Genomic DNA, 20,162 nt, shown 5'->3' with positions numbered 1-20,162 from the left:
ATTTCTATCTCAATTTGAGTGTGACAATGGTTATAACTGCCAGAATTAATCCGACAATCCAGAAACGCGAAACAATTTTTGCTTCATGAATTCCTAATTTTTGGTAATGATGATGCAGAGGAGCCATTTTGAAAATTCTTCGTCCCTCACCAAACTTTTTCTTGGTGTATTTGAACCACATCACTTGCATAACAACCGATAAATTTTCAATCAGGAAAACACCACATAGAACCGGAATCAATAATTCTTTTCGGATGAGAATTGCAAACGTTGCTATAATTCCACCAATTGCTAAACTTCCGGTATCACCCATAAACACTTGGGCAGGATAAGAATTGTACCAGAGAAACCCGATACAGGCGCCCATAAAAGCTGCAATAAAAATTACTAATTCAGCTGAATCAGGAATGTACATCACGTTGAGATAATCAGCAAATTCAATGTGACCTGAAACGTATGCAAGGATAGCTAAAGCAATAGCAATAATACCCGATGTGCCCGTTGCCAAACCATCTAACCCATCTGTCATATTTGCACCGTTTGAAACAGAGATGATGATGAAAATAACTACCGGAATAAACAGCAACCATCCATAACTTTTTGCCGTGTCACCAATCAGCCAGTTGTAATTAAATTCATTGTCTTTTACAAAAGGAATGGTGGTTGTCATGTCTTTCGTCATCACCCATTTGGTTCCAGCATCAGTATGTTGATGCTTGGATGAAACCTCAACACTGTTTGGCATATTTTCAGTTACCGGAATATTTTCATGCACCTGCACATCAGGATGAAAATATAATATTGAACCAACAATTACACCTACCAGAATTTGACCAACTACTTTGAAACGTCCGGCAAGACCTTCTTTATTTTTTTTGAATACTTTAATGTAATCATCAATGAACCCAATCAAACCTAAAAGCACGGTAGCAATCAACATAATGATCACGTAGATGTTTTCTAATTTGGCAAAAAGCAAAGTTGGAATCAGCACCGCAGCTAAAATGATTAGACCACCCATAGTAGGTGTTCCTTCTTTTGCTTTTTGACCTTCCAAACCTAAATCACGTACTGTTTCACCTATTTGCTGTTTGCGCAAAAGAGCAATGATTTTTTTACCAAACACCATAGAGATAAGCAATGATGTGATGATAGCCATAGCTGATCTGAAGGAGATATAATCAAACACGCCAGCCCCTGGCACGCCTAATGAATCTAGATAATGGAACAAATAATACAACATTATTTCTGAAGGGATTTAAGGGTTTGTTTTACAGTTTCAAAATCATCAAAGGGATGTTTTACACCATTTATTTCTTGGTATTTTTCATGCCCCTTTCCGGCTATGAGCAAAATATCTCCCGGTTGCGCAAGTGTGCACGCTACCTTGATTGCTTCAGCACGATTGGTAATTGATAAAACACGCTGATATCTTTCTGCCGGAACACCGGTTTGCATTTCACGAATAATTTCATCAGGATTTTCAGAACGTGGATTATCAGAAGTTAAAATGACACGATCACTCATGTCTGCCGCAATTGTTGCCATCACCGGTCTTTTGGTGCGATCACGATCACCACCACAACCTACAATAGTAATTACTTGTTCATTGCGCGTACGCACAGATTGAATTGTCCCCAAAACATTTTTCAACGCATCAGGTGTATGAGCATAATCTACAATGGCAGTAATTTTTTTGTCTGAATTGAAATATTGAAATCTACCTTCTACAGATTTTAAACTGCTAATGCCAACTAAAACATCTAATGGTTGATATCCTAACTCAACTGCAACGGCATAAACTGTTAAGAGATTATAGGCATTAAATCCACCAATTAAATGCGTGTACACTTCATGCCCGTTTATTGATAGTACTAATCCGGAAAAACTATTTTCAATAATTTTTGCTTTGTAATCTGCCAGTGTTAATAATGCCAACTTACGCACTTTTGCCTTGGTATTTTGCACCATGATATCACCGTTGGCATCATCAATATTAATGACCGAAATAGCTGATGAAGGCAATTGATCAAAGAATGCTTTTTTGGCAAGAATATACTCTTTGAATGTTTTATGATAATCCAAATGATCATGCGTGATGTTAGTGAATGCTGCAACTTTATACTCAAGTCCGGTGATGCGGTGCTGGTGTATGGCATGTGAACTCACTTCCATAAAACAATACTTGCATCCCACATTTACCATTTCATTCAAAAGCCTGTTCAATTCTACCGGGTCAGGCGTTGTATGCGTAGATGGAATTTCTCTGTTTCCAATTTTATTTACTACTGTAGAAATTAATCCGCATGCATGACCAAAACCGGTAAATAAATCATGCAATAAAGTAGTTGTGGTAGTTTTTCCATTCGTTCCGGTAATACCAACCAGCGTTATTTTTTGAGACGGATTATCAAAATAATTTGTCGCCATGTACGCTAACGCAACAGATGAATCTTTCACCTGCACATAGGTGATTTGTTCAATTCGTTTTTCAGGTAAGGTCTCACAAATGATTGCTGTTGCACCTTGCAGAATTGCTTTTTCAATGAATGCATGACCATCAGCTTGTACACCACGTACGGCAACGAAAGCTGAATTTTCAACCACTTTTCTAGAATCAAAAACTACTGCCTCAATCATACGATCAGTTGTACCGTGCACTGAAACAATATTTACTTTATACAATATGTCTTGTAAATTTTTCACTAGCGTAATTCCAATTTAATTTGTTGACCTTTTACGAAAACATCTCCTGCTGTAAGAGATTGACTTACTACTTTTCCATTGCCTAGAATTGAAACGCGTAAGCCACTGTTTTCACAGAGATAAACGGCATCATTCAACGGCATACCTACCACGTTGGGTACATGATTTTTTTCTACATACCGAGCTTCAAGCGTTACATATTCTTCTGCCATACCAGATACCATCCAACTTTGATTTTGAGTTAGATTTTTATATTTCACACCGAGTAAATCAAGTACTACCACAGCGTCATGCGCATTACCTGATTTTACTTTTGGATAGGTTGCTACTCTATTGCGTGCATTGTAGTTAGGGTGATATTCAAGTGATGATGAGAAAACTTTATTGGCAATTGCGGCAAACACAGTACCTGAAACTTGAGCTCCATAAATTTGTTGTGTGGGTCCGGCAATTGAAACAATGCAAGAATATTTAGGTTTATCCGCCGGAAAATATCCAACAAACGACGCAAGATATTCACTTCCGTAACCTTGATTTGTATTCACCAATTTTGCTGTTCCGGTTTTGCCTGCAATTTTAAAATTGGCACTTTTTAACCCACTTCCGGTGCCTCTTTCAACAACCCCTTCAAGGCAAATTTTTAGTTTTTCAAGTGTCTCTTCAGAACAAATTTTTTCTTTGATCACCAGCTTTTCAAATTTTTTAATCGTGCGACCATCTTTGCGAATTTCTTTCACGAATTGCGGCTTGATTAATTCACCATTATTTGCAACCGCATTATAGAAAGCCAGTATTTGCAATGGAGTTAATTCCACCTCATATCCAATAGCCATTTGCGGCAAGGTTAAACCAGACCAACCGTCTTCATTCACGTTTTTTACAACCGGTACAGGCTCACCTGAAATATCAATACCCAGCGTATCACCCAAACCAAAAGATTTTAATCTATCAATAAACTGTTGAGGATTTTGCGCATACGCATCATTCACAATTTTAGAAAACACGTTTGATGATTTCTCAAACGCCTGTTGAATTGATATACGACCATACCCACCTTCATCATGATCTTTGATGGTGTGATTATAAAAATGATATTCACCATAAGCGCCAACAGTATCCGTAATATCCACCTTATGATCCTCAAGCAGCGCCATGAGCGATGCCAATTTGAATGTTGAGCCCGGGTCAGTTTTTGTTGCCACGGCGTGGTTAAAACTTTCATAATATTTTCCATCTTCACCCCGGGTGAGATTTGCAATTGCTTTCACAAAACCCGTTTCAACTTCCATGAGAACCACGGTACCATGTTTAGCACTTTGCATTTCAAGCTGATGTCTCAACTCATTTTCTGCTACATCCTGAATACCTATATTGATAGTGGTTACAATATCAGCTCCATCAACGGGTTCTTTCATGTACTCACTGCTCACCGGTTTCCATGAATTGTTCACCCATTGTTTCATTTGCAAACCATATTCACCTGAGAGATAATAATCAAATGCCCCTTCTAAACCAATTGGTTTTGCACCTTCACGTTTAGAACCCAATGTGCGTTGCGCCAACTCACCATAAGGCATTTCACGCTTAGTAAATTTTTCTTCAATAAAACCGCCTTTATATTTTTTCTCACGCAGAATTGGAAATGTGCGAACATCTTTCACCACGTCATGCTTAACTTTTTTTGCAATTGGGAAATATCGGTTTTCATTTTCACGTCCGGTGCGCAATTCAGTTTCCCATTCAGCTTTTGATTTTTCAGGGAACGTAATTGATAAACGATATGATAGTGAGTCCAGCTCCTGATACAATTCATCACTCATCACGGTGAGGTCAATGAAGAGATTATACAAAGGCACCGAGGTAACCAAATCACTGTAATCATCAGCCAGTATGCGCCCGCGAGCAGGCTCAATGGAATCAACACGTGTTGTTACTTCTTCACCATCTTCATTGATGTATGCGCTATCCGGAACGACATCACCGTATTGTATCACACAAATGCGCACAATGATCACCAGCATCATGATAAATGCCATGATGTAGAATGCGTAAGCTTTGATATAGATACTTTTTTTATCGTCCATTACGGGAAGACATATTTTTTAACTCGTATTTTTTTTGGTGATATCATACTTTCTTTCACGCCCATTGGCTCAAGTCTCAGCGCAATTTGTCTGCGTCCGCGCTGCATATTGTAATCTGCCGCCAGGGTGTAGAATTCAGAATTCAGTTCACCCAATTCTTTTTCAAGTTGTACTTCTCTTTTTGCAACAGTCTCACCATAATATCCCCAGGCAATGACAAACACAAAAAGAAATCCGACATAGAAATAAAAAGGCAAATTGCGCAAGAAAGAATCTCTTGTAAGAAATTCTCCATTGACAAACTGAACAAAAACACGACCTGAAAAAAATTTCTCTTTTTTCGGTTCTTTCAGTTCTTCACCTGCCGGTTCATTAATTATTTGATCCGGTTCTTTTTCAGGTGCGGGCTCAGTATTTTCATTGTACTGATTTTTTGCCATGTTTTCTTCTCTATTATTTATATGCGTTCTGCTATTCTCATTTTTGCGCTGCGCGATCGTGGGTTGCGCTCCAATTCTTCATCACCCGGTACAATGGGTTTGTTATTCACCGCCTGAAATGGTTTGCGAATATTTCCATACAAGTCTTTATCCGCTTCACCTTCAAAATTTCCTGTGCGAATAAAATTTTTCACCAGACGATCTTCAATACTGTGATATGAAATAACCACCAATCGTCCTCCCTTTTTCAACACCTTAGCGCTTTGCTCAAGCATATCTTTCAATGCGCCCATTTCATCATTGACCTCAATGCGTAAAGCCTGAAAAACTTGTGCTAAAAATTGATTGCGTTTTGGTTGTGGTACCAATTCAGAAAGCAGTTTTACCAAATCACCCGTTGTATCAATGCTGTTTTTTTTGCGCGTATTAATGAGGGTGTAAACCACTTTTTTCGTGTTCTGCAAATCTGCGTAAGCATTGAAAATTCTGTATAATTCCTGCTCAGGATAATGATTGATAATTTTATGCGCGGTGAGACTGGCATTTTTATTCATGCGCATATCCAGTTTTGCATTTTCACGAATAGAAAAACCACGATCACCGGTATCAAACTGGTGAGATGAAACACCTAAATCAGCCAATATTGCATCGGCATCCATGAGATCATAAAATTTCATGAAATTGATCAGGAATCTGAAGTTTGCATTTACGAGTACGAAGCGTACATCATCAATTCGGTTATTGATTGCGTCATCATCCTGATCAAACGAAATCAGGGTTCCTTTTTTTCCAAGATGTTTGAGAATTTCGCGTGAATGACCACCACCGCCAAAGGTGACATCTACCACCACGCCTGATTTTGGAATATTCAGTGCATGTATAGATTCTTCAAATAAAACAGGTACGTGATATACACTATTCGTCATGTGCGGAGTCAGTTTCTCCCATCACCTCATCAGCCAGATCAGAGAAATCAGACATATTTTCTTCCATAGTTCGGAAGTATTCTTTTTTGTCCCAGATCTCAATTCTGTCATTGTATGCCGTCAACATTATTTCTTTCTTCAATCCAATGCGCTCAGTCATAGAAACCGGAATAAGCAGACGCCCTGCGTTGTCGAGCGTAAGCTGTTTGGCTCCCTGATGAAAAAGGCGGTAGAACATCCGGTTTTTAGGTTTGAACAAATTCAGCTTTGATAATTTGCTACTCACCTTGTCCCATTCATTCATTGGGTAAAGGGTGAGACAGTTCTCAAAACCTTTGTTCATCATAAAAATCTCGTTCGCTGAAGGATCCAATTGTTTTCTCAATCCAGCCGGGAATAAAAACCTCCCTTTAGAATCAAGTGCACATTCGAATTCTCCTACTAAACCAGCCATTTTACATGGATTAAAGCGTAAAAATAAATATTAAGCTCCCACAAATTACCACCAAACCATGATTTGTTGATATCTTTTGACTCATGATGGTAACAATATACGCACAAACCACTATTTGGTTACAGCATTAATAAGCATTTAAAGAAAATAATTCGTAGTGGTAAATTGTGGGACTATTTGAAAACTTGTGGAAAAGTGTACATGATAATTGCATAGCAGAATAGTTCCATGAAGAATCATCAGTCAGAAAATTTAAAGTGGCCGTGCAGATTATAGTTTGGGAAATTCAGGAAGGGATGAATACCAGAAGTCGGAAAAAAGATTAACTAAGATTCTTTTTTTACCTCAGCACGAGAGAGACTCTCGCTCTGGCAATTTGCATATATTATTTTTTTTCGAACGAAATAGACTCGTGCGCATGTGAAGCGATTACTTTTTACGTTGGGGTAAAATGAGATGCATCATCACCAGAAATTAATTTCCATTACGCATTTAAAAAGTAAAAACCTATACCTGATTTTTTCCCTACCTTTATCCTCACCTAACCCCACACATCATGTCCAAACAATTTATTGTTACCGGATCAATTTTGATTTGCACCGGTATTCTGCTTGGCGCCTTTGCCGCACACGCACTTGAAAAATTTGCCCAACCCAACTTGATTGATAGTTTTGAAAAAGGAGTGCGTTATCAATTTTATGCGGGCTTCGCTCTTCTCATTTTTGGTATTGGTTTCGAAAAATTAAAATGCAATTTGCGCTGGTTTTTTATTCTCACCTTAATCGGTGTGTCCTTGTTTTCAGGTTGTATTTATTTATATTGCTTTCATGAGAAAGTACCTGTACTTAAATTCTTTGTTTATCTCGTTCCGCTTGGCGGTGTTTCTTTTGTGATTGCTTGGATTGTATTTATATTTCAGTTCGTTCGGTTACAAAACAAACAAGAATCCTAAATCGAGTTAGGATTTCAATTTAAGCGCTTTTCCGTTTCGTGATTTTGAGCATGTAATCTTATCTTTACAGATAACAAAATTTACATCATGCGCATTCTATCTTCTGTTTTCTGTTTTTTAATAATCGGTCTTCTCCATTTCAATTCATGGACGCAAGACACCATCACCGTGCAGACATTTACCTATGATTCCATAACAACGAGACGTGCTATTTTCAGTTTTCCACCTGAATTGCAAAGTATGGAATTTGAAAAAGTGCTCATGTATTACAACCTGAAATGTGACCCGCTCACCACGTGGGATTCTTACAATTGCGGTGAATGGGATTACCTGGTATATTCGCAAATATGGAATCATACCGGCACCTTTGACAGTGTTGAAGTAAACAAGTCAAAATATTTTGTGAATGGAACTGATCCTGCAACCGTTTCTTATGTGAATAATCCATACTATCACTATTATGAAAATTACCAAAAATTCACCACCTATACCGGTACAGATGAAGATCATGCAATAGGCTCAGGAACTGTTGCGTGCAATTATCCCTTTGCTGCTGACAATGCAACACAACACACGCAAATTTTGTGGACGGCATCAGAAATTGCCACCGCACTTATTACCGCCGGAGACATTTCAAAACTGCGATTTGATCTGTCTATTCAGGGCAGTTCAATGGGCCATCTGACCATTAAAATGAAACATACATCTGCCACTGAAATTACCGCGACAGATTTTTCAGGTTGGACAATTGTCTATGATAAAAATACCAGTTTTGCATCTGCCGGAATTCAAACTATTGATCTTACAAACGCATTTAATTATGACGGCTCTTCAGGAATTTTACTTGACATTTCATTTGAAAATTTTGTAAGCGGAGGAACAGCCACTGTATTAAATGGTGAGACAACTACTAACAACAGCGTTGCATATACAAACGAACGATTAGGCTATCTCAATATTGCTGCCGGAGAATTTGTAGATGTTGATTTAACTAATTATAATTTTCAAGATCAGATTACCATCACGTTCTGGGCTAATGGTGATGTAAATTATCTGCCTGCAAACACATCTGTTTTGGAAGGATATGACAGTTTGAATAATCGTTTACTCAACGTGCATTTTCCATGGTCAAATGGAACTATTTACTGGGATGCCGGTGAAGGCGCAGGCTATGATCGTATTGAAAAAGCAGCTCTCACATCAGACTATGAAGGTGAATGGCATCATTGGGCATTTACAAAAAATTCATCTGATGGAACGATGGAAATTTATCGTGATGGAATTTTATGGCACTCCGGTACAGCAAAAAATTTAGATGCAGGTATCATCAATCAATTCCGCATTGGTAATTCTGAAGGTGGAAATTATTTTTGGGCAGGTCAACTGGATGAATTCACAGTTTGGAATACTGAATTATCACCCGCAGTAATTGCCGCTTGGACCAATGAAAAAATTACTCCCGCACATCCTGATTATGGTAATCTTGTACTGTATTATGATTTTGATAACACTGCTTCAGTGCTTGATAAATCAGGAAATAATCATGATGCTGCAAGCAATACACCTGACATGATTGAATTTTATGGTGAATCTCAAACCGGATTTTCTTTGAGTAATATTCGCCCGGACATTTCTTTCGTACAGGGAACTTTCACGGCCGTACTTGATTCAGTTTTGATTATTGATTCGTTGATGGCGCCATCTATTGATATAATCGAATTCCAAGTTGAAGGAAGAAAATTTACCATGGCACAAATTCTGCATCAGTATCCTGCCGGATATTCATACACCTACAATCATCTTGGTGCAAAAACTGATTCAGTTTATGTTGGAGCAGATGTAAACCTAACCAACGAAACTCTCACGTATTATGAAGAGCCTTATGAAGTAATTATTCCGTTTGAAATTGGAAGATACATTACGCCATACGGAATTGGATTTGATCTTGGCCCCAACGGATTCACCTATGTGTATGACGTGACAGACTATCAGTCATTGCTCATGGGTGATGTTGATTTCAGCGCACATAATACACAAGAATTAATTGATGTAAAATTTGTTTTTGTAGTTGGAACACCACCGCGTGATGTACTTGGTGTTGATCAATTATGGGATGGTTTACAAAGTTATTCGTATTCAAATTTAGATAACGATTTGAATTTGTCAGCACAAACTGTTTCGTTAGATGCAGCAGGTGATATGTTTAAAATCAAAACTCGCATTACAGGTCATGGACACAACGGATCAAACAATTGTTGTGAGTGGGGCAATGGAGTTGGTCGTGATCATGAAATTCTCATAGATGGCACGCCAAGATTTTTATGGGAAATTTGGCAAGAAACTGAATGTGGTGATAACCCAAATACCGGACAAGGGGGAACTTGGCCTTACGCTCGTGAAGGTTGGTGCCCTGGAGATAAAGTAACGGATTATGAATTTGATATTACCCCTTTTGTAAGTCCGGGTTCAACTACCAGTATTGATTATGACATTGAAGATGTGCCATCAACAGATCCTGCGCAAGGCAATGGAAATTACGTTATGAGTATGCACCTGATCACGTATGGTGCGCCTAATTTTAACTTAGATGCGGCCATTGTTGACGTACTTAATCCAAATGATTGGGAATATTACAGCAAGTTTAATCCTACTTGCCAAAATCCGCGCATTATTTTACAAAACACCGGATCTGAAACACTCACATCTGCAGAAATAAATATTTGGATTGGTCAATTTGGAAATAACGTAATTACTTATACATGGACCGGTAGTTTGGAATTTCTGGAACAAGAAATTGTTGAAATTCCTATTGATCCAATTTGGTGGAATGATTACCTGGGTGAAAATTATTTTACGGCCCGTGTTTACAAAGCAAACGGACAATTTGACGAGTACGAAAACAACAATGAATTCACCGTCTATTTTGAACCCGCACCGGTAATCAACGAGCCATTTTATATCTGGTTTAAAACAAATAATAAAGCCGTTGAGAATGATTTATTTTTAAAAGACGGTGATGGAAATATTATTTTTTCACGTACAGATTTAACCAATACCACTGAGTATAAAGACACCTTTTATTTAGCTGAAGGATGTTATACAGTAGAAATCACTGACAGCGATCATGACGGACTTGGATTCTGGTATTCAGCCATACCAACCTCAAGCGGAGGAGAAGGAGAAACCAGCGGATTTTTACGCCTGCGTCAAGTCGGCGGCAGCACACTTTACGTATTTGAAAATGATTTCGGACACTACAGCAAATATTCGTTCAGCGTTGGTTACGCCGTTGGAATTGATGAACAAAAAAATGAAAATTATGTGGTGCAAATTTTTCCAAATCCAACAGATGGAATAGTCAATATAAATCTTGATAATGTTACCGGTAATACAGTAACCGTAAGTATTTATAATGAATTTGGTGAAGTAATTTATTATTATGAAATCACTGACAATAACGCTGAAGGATATCAACAAATACAAGCCGATTTGCAAGAATTCACAAACGGAATTTATCTAGTGAAAATAGTTTCAGATGATGTAATACACACGGAGAAATTGATATTGCAGGGGAGATAAGTGATGCAGTGATCCGGCGATAAAATTTAACTCGATAATTTCTAATTAGCATTAGGATTTTAAAGAAAATTCCACGGGTTGCAAACTGAATTTCCTGCGTAAGCTCAGATTGCGACATGAGCCTGCATGAACGCCTACCTATTACAACCCAATTGACACGATTCTATTGTGTTGCATAACACGAAGTGAAGATATGTTCTCACCAAATTCGATAATCCAACTCATTATTTTGGATGCGTGAAGTGGGCGTTTGTAATCCTTTGGAAAGTTTAAACACCTCATCGCGGATATACACCTGAATTTCTGAAACATTAATTTGTTTGTCTTTGTTGATGTCGGCTTGACCGTTTACTAATCCCTGGATCAAACAATAGGTGAATAATCCGTTTTTGTATTCACCGCCCTCAATAGATAGTTCTACTCCACCTGAACTAGAAATAACTGTTGCTCCCGTTCCGCGACGCAAATCAGTAAACAAGGTTTTTGTTAATTCATTGATGCTTTTTAAACCAAATGGCGTGTCGGTATATTTTACTAGATTACCGGCTGATCTGAAAAGTAATTCGCCATCAACGGGACGAGACTCAGTGGTATCAATTTGAATTTCATCTTTATCTACTTCACCGCTATGACAGGTGTCCAGGAATAATAATTTTTTAAGCGCTTTAATTTTATCTAATAAAAATTCAATTGATTCATACGGTATGCCTCTTTTTTCAGGCGCTCTAAAATCAATGTCATGTGAGGCAAAATAATAATCAAAATTTTCATCTAATACTCCGTGTCCTGCAACAAATACCAGCACTACATCATTGATATCAGCTTGTTCTAAAAATGGTTTTGCCTGCGTTAAATTCTCTAATGTTACCTGATCATCGGTTAATGATTTCGTGTACACATTAGAAAAGCCCGGACTATTTTGCATGGTAGTACAAATATCCAAGGCATCTTTTGCAGCATAATTCAAATTAAACTCTGTCTGCTGATATTTACTCACGCCAATTGCAAGCACATATAAATCAGGTTTTTCTTTTCCGGCATCAGAATGGATGATCACTGTTTTTTTATAACTTTCAACACCATTCTGATTCAGCACACTTACTTCAATTTTATTTCTTCCGCGCCCAAGTGATAAACTAAAACGGTCTGAAAATTCTTTCACTTGTTGTGATTTTAAATTGATTTCTTTTACTTCTACTTCATTAATCCATACGTTGATTCGGTCAAGCTCATACTTAGTATCTATGGCGTGAATTCCAATAGAAACGCTTGCATCAAATGTGTTGCGGCTCAGTTCTGCCAAATTAGTGATTTCAATACTCGGCAAATGAAAATCTCCATTGAGTTGATCTTCGGTGAAGTTCATTTTTTTCAATCTCTTCAAATAAGCTTTATGGTATGCCTCTATCACATCAGGTGTTGAAAAACCAATTTTCTCCAACACTTTATCCGGACGATTATATTTCAAGTCAAACTGATCAGGAAAAAAATATTCGCCCTCATGTTTAAATCCAATTTCTTTCAATGCCCCTTTGGTTATCAGGTAGTAATTATTTTCTAAAATGAATACGAATTCTTTATTTCTGAACGGAATGAGGGTTACCAGCATTTCTTTGTTTTTTAAGCTCCATAGTTTCAGCGTTCCGTCTTTACTTGATGTGATAAATTTATCTCCATCCGGATGAAAATTAATGTCTGTAATATAATCTGAATGTCCGGCAAACTCATGATGAATTTTTTGTTCATTTAAATCATAGAAAATTAAATTGTGCGCTGGTGTACTTACAATAACAAAATGATCACGAAAAAATATTTGATTAGCGTCTTGCGTTAATGTCTGCACAAGTTTACGATCATTCATTTGGTAAATAAACTGACCATACTTTAGAGAATTCAACCATAACTTGTCATTGCCAAGGAATTCAAAATTTTTAATCATGAAAGGCAAAGTATCTTTCTGTATTAAAAAATCATTTTCATGTTTTCCGGTAATTTTCCATTTGAATAAAATATTGGATGAATCAAGCGTTGCGACAAAGGTTGAATCAGAACTGAATGCTACATCAGTCCATTGTCTCCAATCAGCGGTATTATAGAGATGTCGTGTTTTTCCTTTCTCTGTGCTAGCCAGTGCAATATTGGGAATTTCAGACCAGCCGGTGTATACAATATGTTTTTTATCAGGTGACACGTCCATGGCGGTAACAGATCCAATTGGTTCCTGATAAGTACCAAACCAATTTTGCAAAATCATTTTTTTAGTATGCACAAATTGTCTGTCACGCAAAGTATAAGATGCAATTGGTTTTTTTGCGGCAAGATTTTCTTTGTAGTAAACCTGGTTACTTGAAGATGAAACATAATATCCCATTTTATCACCTTGGTGCACGCGCAATATACGATTCACGGCATGCAAATCAGGCCGGGTAACATTTACGCGCGGAAACAAATCAGCAAAATCAATTTCATAAATATATCCCAACTCATCACCTATATAAATTCTCATTCCGTCTTCACTGAAAACAGCCGTATTTTTTTGGAATACGTTTGAGCTGATTCGTGCTTTAATTTCCAGTGTTTCTGAGTCCCACACCACAATACTTCTATCTTTGCCGGCAGTCACAAAATATTTTCCGTCTTTGGTAAACCGTACATCCAAAATGGCTGAGCGGTGCGCGCGCAATTCTTTTAGTTTATTCCCGCTTTGATAATTATAAACATAAATGATTTCATCTGCCGCCACACCCACTAATAAATTCTTTTCAACTGAAACATCCACTGCATTAAATGGTGCATTCAGATAGTTAACGGCAAGGCTGTATTTTTTTCTTTTTTTGCCTTTAAGTTTCTTTTTAATGGCGCCGTTTTCAATGTACACTTCGTACTGTCCTGTTTGATCAAAAAAGTAAGTTTTCTTTCTGAAATCAGTGTCAGTAATATTTTTATTCTCTTTCAATTCTGATGTTTTCAATTCATATTCATACACTGAAAAATCAGTTTTAACAATGAGCTTTTTTTCATCATCAGAAAATTTCATTCCCAGGATATGATCCCGATGATCAATTTTAAAACTACTCATGGTTTTGAGGTGATTCATTTCCCAAATCAATACCTCATTATTTGCCGCAAGGCTCGCGAGGTAGTTACCTTGCACAGAATATTCAAGCAGCACAATCTGGTCTGAATGTCCTTTTTGAATAGCAAGATCAACCCGTTGAGTAAATCCGTTGATAGAAAACAATAATAATATGACTAGAACTACTTTGCTCATGGAATTTTCACACCCACATTTCTAAAAATATGTCCACCGTATGCCAAAGTAAATATTTGATCACTGCCTGAAAAAAAGTTTCCTGATGCACTGGATACTAATAAGCGGCAACGATTAAACGTGTATTCTTTTTGAAAAACATTGTCTAAATTCTGCATATACACACCGTAACCATACACTGCGTGTTCATAATCATCACCCGGCACCATTTGTCTATTTACATTATTGTCAAAAACAAAACCACCTGTGTAATGAACTAATTTTTGAATTGCCATCATTCCGCTGCCATCATCACAAATGATATTAATGCTTACGTTGTTGCTTTGCGCTTTGGTAATAAAATTTGTAAAATCAGGCTCTGTAGAAGGGCCGTCAATCCGATTTCCGGTTAGCAGCGTTATTGATCTATTTCCGGTTGAATTAGGTGATGCAATCAATGAGTCTAACGTTCTATCCAGAAGAGTAAGAATAAACAAAGGAGTATGTTGATTGTTTTCAGGCATGTCAGGCTCAGTCTCAGTATAATGGTAAAATTGCTGAATATTAAATGAAGACGTATTACCATACATATCACCTGCACTTTCACAAATAAAATCTGGAGAATTGTAATCATTCGCTTCAAAAATAGCCATGGCAAAATGGTCAGATAATGCTTTGCTGTTAAAATATCGCTCCATGTAATGCCCTGTATAGTTATAACGATGCCAGTTTAATGAAGCTCTGTCAATCAACAAAATAGTTGAATAATTCTGGGCGCTCGAGCTGATAACGGTTGATGACGTTTGGGTAAAACTCAAATCGCTGTTGTTGAGACTTGAGTCAACAAAAGTATACGCTGAATAATCACTGATGCTTTGGTCACCAATCAAGGTCACAATATCCACATCTAATTCTAACTCAGTTGCTGTATGACTTATATATTGCGTGCCCACAATGAATGAAGCCGTATCCATCACAAGTACATCTTGCTCATCCACAACATAAACTTGTTTGTCACAGCCAAGCACAATCCATGATATGGCAATTATGAAATTTCTCCTACTCTTCATCCACATACAAGTAATGTTTTTTTGTGAAATCTTTCGTTGATAAAAGATAAATTCCAATATGAAATTCCACTTGCCAATGAGATGCAATTACATTTCTCTTTGCACTATTGATTGGCCGATTAAACCGCAATGACCAGTTTAGATTTTTTGTTCTGATTCCTAAACCTAGTGTGCTATACCAATAAGGATGCTCATCATATAACAGACCGTATAAATGATAGTCACCAAAATCAGGTGTTGCATAATAGATTGGTTTGCCACCCAGTAAATTTCCGTCATCTGATGGCCCTTGAATGTCTGTGTTTTTTTCTGCATTAAAAGTTAATCCTGCAAGTAGGTATGGGCTATTGGCTGACTTAAAAAATTTGTACGTTACATACACAGGCAATCTGAAACTTTTTGTGCCAATGATACGATTCACTTCATACGGTTGTTCAAAATGATATACCGTGCGCTGATTTGCAAAATACATCTCAGCATTAACCGTATATCTTTTCCATGAAAAATTTGATATCACACCAAACATGTAGGCATTAAATACACTGTTTTTATTGATAACACCGCTTCCGGTTGAACGCTCTTTGTAAAATAAATTTCCGTTGGATGTGAAGAATGAACTATCAGCTGCATGCGCCCTGCGAAAAACATTGGTGCCGGTCATCAAACCTATATCCAGTGATTGCGAAAATAAAGTTGATGAAGTGACAATAAATATCACACAACTTATGATATGTAAACGCGCTTTCATTTCTTTTTGTAGATATAATAGCGCAAAGCCCAAATGACTGACACATCATAAGGCAATTTACCTGACATATCATTGCGCGTTGCATAACTCAATCCGTTGATAAAAAACAGCGATCGTCCAAAACGAATATTAAAAACCTCTGAAGTAATTGACCAACTGAGCGGACTTGGATGCAGCTCACTGACATTAGTTGTTTTGTGCAAGCCAAATCCAATATCGTAAAAGAAAAAGAAACTGACAAGATTTCCTTTGATTGCCAACAGGGGTTTCTTGATTTTAACCTGCGCAAACCATTCACCGTTTTTAAAGTAAGAGAGATGAAATCCCATACCAAAATGTAACTCATCACGCGTTTTCTTTTTGGCAGATAACCATCTGTTTTTTTCTTTCAGTACCAAATAATTGTAGCCGAGATGTACTCCAAAATTCATGGGTAATGGTCCGTCTAACGGAGTTGTCCAGCAATGTTCAACACCAATTGAAATAGCATTTTTTCGTCTGAAATCAGGTGTGATATTTGAATTGTCATAAGGCTGATAAATCCCTATCCCTTTCTGACCATCATAGTATTGTGACTTGCCACTGAGAGCCGTCAGAAAAAAAACTAGTATGAGCCAAATGCGATTCCGCATGAAACTGTGTTTTGAATTTTCCCCAGCTCCGTTTTCAATGTGCCAATTGTGGCTAGTTGTTTGCGCCTTCGCTCTTTACGAGAATAAAAGTACAATTATTTTAGAATTATCATGCATTTAATTTTTATTCCCGCATTGAGGTATTGAACAATTCATGTCCTTGTCTGTTAATAGAGCGGACTTGATTTGCACTTTCATTTTTTCTTTAGTCAGCAAAAAAGAAATTTACCTTGGTGATAAAATTGAATCCAATTTGATTGAAGTGATGAAAATATTCTTCAATCTTTTTAGTAAAGATTATTTTGATTTGTTATGATTACTACAGACATTATTGTAATTGGCGCCGGACCCGCAGGCTTGTTTACCGTTTTTGAAGCAGGTTTACTTAAGTTGCGCTGTCATTTAATTGATTCGCTACCTCAGCCGGGCGGGCAGTTGAAAGAAATATATCCTAAAAAACCCATTTATGATATTCCGGGTTTTCCAATAGTGAATGCCGGCGAATTAGTTGACAGGTTGATGGAACAAATTGCTCCGTTTAAACCTGGTTTTACATTAGGAGAATCAGCACAAAAAATTGATGAAAGAGAAGATGGAAATTTTATTGTAACAACCAATTTAGGCACACAACATAAAGCTCCGGTAATTATTATTGCCGGCGGACTTGGTGTTTTTGAACCCAGAAAACCTCCGGTAGATAAACTTGAATTTTTTGAAAACAAAGGAGTTGAATATATGGTGCGAGATCCACAGATCTACCAAAATAAAAAAATGGTTATTGCCGGTGGCGGAGATTCTGCTTTAGATTGGTCAATTTATCTGGCAGAAAATAATATTCCTTCTCACATTACGCTGGTACATCGCAACAATTCATTCAGAGGACATCTTGATTCAGTGCAAAAAGTAATGGATCTTAGCGCAGCAGGCAAAATTAATTTGATTACTGAAGCAGAAGTAATTTCCATGGACGGTGACAGCCACCTCAAATCAGTGACAATAAAACATGCTACCCAGGGAGAATTTCAACTAAGCGCTGACCATTTTGTTCCGCTTTTTGGTTTAAAACCTAGCTTGGGTCCTATGGCTGAATGGGGACTTGAAATTGACAAAGGATCACTTGTTGTCAACACAAAAGATTACAGCACCAACCGCAAAGGAATTTTTGCCGTTGGAGATATCAATACGTACGACGGAAAACTAAAACTTATACTCTGCGGTTTTCATGAAGCAACACTTGCTGTACAAGCAGCCTTTGCTCGCATCTATCCGGATAAAAAACAGGTATTAAAATATACCACCGTGAATGGTATCAATGGTTTTTAATTCTGCAAACATGAATGAATACTGAACAAGACGGGTTGTAATAAATAATCGTTCTGTTGCCACAGGTAGCGCCCTGCGCCTACGCGAAGAATTTGATTTGCAACCCTTCAATTGACATGCAGATTCTATTGCTTAAATTGGGATACATGCAGTTGGCTAACATTCTGATAATCTCAAATCACCCGGTTCAGCAGATTCCACTGATACTGAATAGGTAAAAAAATCTGGGGCTTGATCTAAATTAAATCCTTTTAAAAAGAACATTATTTTTTCAATTTTAAGCAAACCTTGTTTCATTTTTAACGTTACTTTGTATAGACCAAGTACTGCAAACTATGTCTAGAGTAGTTACCTATGTTTTTGATAAAATGTTTGAGCGCAAAGAAACCGTTTCATACAAAGAGAAACGCACGGTGGTGATTTCATTTTTTATTCTCACCGCAATTACCCTGGCATTTTTTATATTCATTTGAGTAGATCAAATACTCAACAATTTTTCTACCAGTTCACGGTGATTTGAAAGGCGCGGAATTTTATGTTGCCCTCCTAACTTATTTTCTGATTTTAGCCAGGTATCAAATAGACCTTCTTTTGCCAGTGTAATCGTCGGTAAATTCAATGAAAGATTTCCGGTGCGCTTTGCTTCATAATCTGAATTCACGCTTTTCAATTCTCCATCTAAAATATGAATGAAAGCAACTAAATCTTCAGGCATTTTTGAAAACTCAATCAACCATTCGTGTCGGGCGCTTTGATTTTCTGACATGTAAATTGGGGCAACGGTGTAATCTCTGATGGCAGCTTGGGTTTTAATGCATGTTGCAGCAATTGCCTGTTCAGCATTTTCTACTACCAACTCTTCCCCCGCTACATTGATAAAACTTTTTGTGCGCCCGGTAATTTTAAATCGGTATGGCAAGGTGGATGTAAAACGGATAGTATCTCCAACAAGATATCTCCACAAACCTGCATTAGTTGAAATCACCAGGGCATAGTTCACTCCCGCCTCAACTTCATCAATGCTGCAAACAATTTTTGAATCAATACCTTCAAATGAATCCATGGGAATAAATTCGAAATAAATTCCGTAATCAAGCATGAGTAATAAATCAGTTTGGTCCAATTGATCCTGAATACCAAAAAATCCCTCAGATGCATTATAGGTTTCAACATAATGCATGTCTTTAAACGGAATTATTTTTTTAAACTGATCACGGTACGGTTCAAAATTTACTCCGCCATGCATGAATAATTCAAGATTAGGCCAAACCTCACGCATATTTTTTTTGCCGGTAATTTCTAAAATTCTATTGCACAAAACTAAGGTCCAGCTTGGCACACCTGCAAGTATATAAATATCTTCATGCATGGTGCTGTGCGCAAGTTTTTCAATTTTCTCTTCCCATGCACTCATTAAGGCAATTTCCTTTGATGGGGTTCTTCTGATTTCAGCCCACCAGGGCATATTTTTCAAAATGATGGCTGATAAATCACCAAAATATGAATCGTCACTGAGATAATTTATTTCTGCACTGCCGCCTAATACCAGATGTTTTCCTTTATAGAGTTTTCTGTCCGGCAATTGGTGATAGTATAGACTAAGCAAATCTTTTCCGCCTTTATAATGGCAATCTTCTAATGACTCTCGTGAAACGGGAATAAATTTACTTTTACCTGAAGTAGTGCCTGATGATTTTGCAAACCATTTGATTTCTGTATTCCAGGTAATCATTTGCTCATTCTTAAATAGCTGATCAATTACAGGTTTGAAATTTTCATAATCAGTAAGCGGAACTGCCTTTTTGAAATCTTGAAAATTTTTAATGGATGAGAAGTTATGCTGTTTACCAAATTGGGTTTCGCTTGCGCGATCAATCAATGAAAACAAAACTTCACGTTGTACCTCAACAGGATATTTTCTGAACAAATCAATTTGATGCAATCTTTTTTTGATGAACCATGAGAAAATAGAATTAAACGGCATAGCTCACCTGAGAT

15 protein-coding genes are annotated in these 20,162 nt (G+C 37.3%); 4 read left to right on the top strand and 11 right to left on the bottom strand.

The window, feature by feature from the left end; translation table 11 throughout:
- Positions 1–4 precede the first annotated feature (4 nt).
- Genes IPH66_01250 through mraZ form a run of 6 tightly spaced genes read right to left on the bottom strand, consistent with a single transcriptional unit; the run spans position 5 to position 6,610 of the window.
- Complete coding sequence (locus IPH66_01250; protein MBK7127980.1) at positions 5–1,243, bottom strand: phospho-N-acetylmuramoyl-pentapeptide-transferase; 1,239 nt, start codon at positions 1,241–1,243, stop codon at positions 5–7.
- A complete protein-coding gene (locus IPH66_01245) occupies positions 1,243–2,706 on the bottom strand; it encodes a UDP-N-acetylmuramoyl-L-alanyl-D-glutamate--2,6-diaminopimelate ligase (protein ID MBK7127979.1) in 1,464 nt (487 codons plus the stop codon). The genes IPH66_01250 and IPH66_01245 overlap by 1 nt, the downstream gene beginning before the upstream one ends.
- Positions 2,706–4,790: a transpeptidase family protein gene (locus IPH66_01240; protein MBK7127978.1), complete on the bottom strand. Its 2,085-nt coding sequence runs from the start codon at positions 4,788–4,790 to the stop codon at positions 2,706–2,708. Before IPH66_01240 ends, IPH66_01245 begins: the two co-directional genes overlap by 1 nt.
- Entirely contained in the window at positions 4,790–5,230 is a 441-nt protein-coding gene (locus IPH66_01235) for a hypothetical protein (GenBank protein MBK7127977.1), read from the bottom strand. The genes IPH66_01240 and IPH66_01235 overlap by 1 nt, the downstream gene beginning before the upstream one ends.
- A gap of 17 nt (positions 5,231–5,247) precedes the next feature.
- Positions 5,248–6,156 (bottom strand): 16S rRNA (cytosine(1402)-N(4))-methyltransferase RsmH, encoded by a 909-nt coding sequence (rsmH, locus tag IPH66_01230; GenBank protein ID MBK7127976.1) that lies wholly within the window; start codon positions 6,154–6,156, stop codon positions 5,248–5,250.
- Complete coding sequence (gene mraZ / locus IPH66_01225) at positions 6,146–6,610, bottom strand: division/cell wall cluster transcriptional repressor MraZ (protein ID MBK7127975.1); 465 nt, start codon at positions 6,608–6,610, stop codon at positions 6,146–6,148. Before mraZ ends, rsmH begins: the two co-directional genes overlap by 11 nt.
- A gap of 556 nt (positions 6,611–7,166) precedes the next feature.
- Between mraZ and IPH66_01220 the strand changes: the two genes are divergently transcribed.
- Both IPH66_01220 and IPH66_01215 read left to right on the top strand, forming a co-directional pair.
- On the top strand, positions 7,167–7,562 hold the full coding sequence (locus IPH66_01220) for a DUF423 domain-containing protein (protein MBK7127974.1): 396 nt from the start codon (positions 7,167–7,169) through the stop codon (positions 7,560–7,562).
- Between the two features lie 87 nt (positions 7,563–7,649).
- A complete protein-coding gene (locus tag IPH66_01215; GenBank protein ID MBK7127973.1) occupies positions 7,650–11,141 on the top strand; it encodes a T9SS type A sorting domain-containing protein in 3,492 nt (1,163 codons plus the stop codon).
- Positions 11,142–11,340: 199 nt separating this feature from the next.
- On the opposite strand, the gene IPH66_01210 is transcribed toward IPH66_01215, so the two are convergent.
- From IPH66_01210 to IPH66_01195, 4 genes are read right to left on the bottom strand one after another with little or no spacing between them, the layout of a single operon-like run.
- On the bottom strand, positions 11,341–14,412 hold the full coding sequence (locus tag IPH66_01210; GenBank protein ID MBK7127972.1) for a caspase family protein: 3,072 nt from the start codon (positions 14,410–14,412) through the stop codon (positions 11,341–11,343).
- Entirely contained in the window at positions 14,409–15,461 is a 1,053-nt protein-coding gene (locus IPH66_01205) for a hypothetical protein (protein ID MBK7127971.1), read from the bottom strand. Before IPH66_01205 ends, IPH66_01210 begins: the two co-directional genes overlap by 4 nt.
- A complete protein-coding gene (locus tag IPH66_01200) occupies positions 15,451–16,209 on the bottom strand; it encodes a hypothetical protein (protein ID MBK7127970.1) in 759 nt (252 codons plus the stop codon). Before IPH66_01200 ends, IPH66_01205 begins: the two co-directional genes overlap by 11 nt.
- Positions 16,206–16,841 (bottom strand): hypothetical protein, encoded by a 636-nt coding sequence (locus tag IPH66_01195; GenBank protein MBK7127969.1) that lies wholly within the window; start codon positions 16,839–16,841, stop codon positions 16,206–16,208. The genes IPH66_01200 and IPH66_01195 overlap by 4 nt, the downstream gene beginning before the upstream one ends.
- A 312-nt stretch (positions 16,842–17,153) precedes the next feature.
- On the opposite strand from IPH66_01195, the gene IPH66_01190 reads away from it, so the two are divergent.
- Both IPH66_01190 and IPH66_01185 read left to right on the top strand, forming a co-directional pair.
- Positions 17,154–18,164, top strand: a complete 1,011-nt coding sequence (locus IPH66_01190; GenBank protein ID MBK7127968.1) for an NAD(P)/FAD-dependent oxidoreductase — start codon at positions 17,154–17,156, stop codon at positions 18,162–18,164.
- Positions 18,165–18,499: 335 nt separating this feature from the next.
- Positions 18,500–18,637: a hypothetical protein gene (locus tag IPH66_01185; protein ID MBK7127967.1), complete on the top strand. Its 138-nt coding sequence runs from the start codon at positions 18,500–18,502 to the stop codon at positions 18,635–18,637.
- A gap of 5 nt (positions 18,638–18,642) precedes the next feature.
- On the opposite strand, the gene IPH66_01180 is transcribed toward IPH66_01185, so the two are convergent.
- Positions 18,643–20,148 carry a GH3 auxin-responsive promoter family protein gene (locus tag IPH66_01180; protein ID MBK7127966.1) on the bottom strand — a complete coding sequence of 502 codons (1,506 nt, stop codon included), beginning with the start codon at positions 20,146–20,148 and terminating at the stop codon, positions 18,643–18,645.
- Positions 20,149–20,162: the final 14 nt, after the last annotated feature.

It is taken from the genome of Crocinitomicaceae bacterium (assembly GCA_016708105.1).
Classification (GTDB): Bacteria; Bacteroidota; Bacteroidia; order Flavobacteriales_D; family Crocinitomicaceae; genus JADJGJ01.
This window is presented reverse-complemented; position numbering and strand designations above follow the sequence as displayed.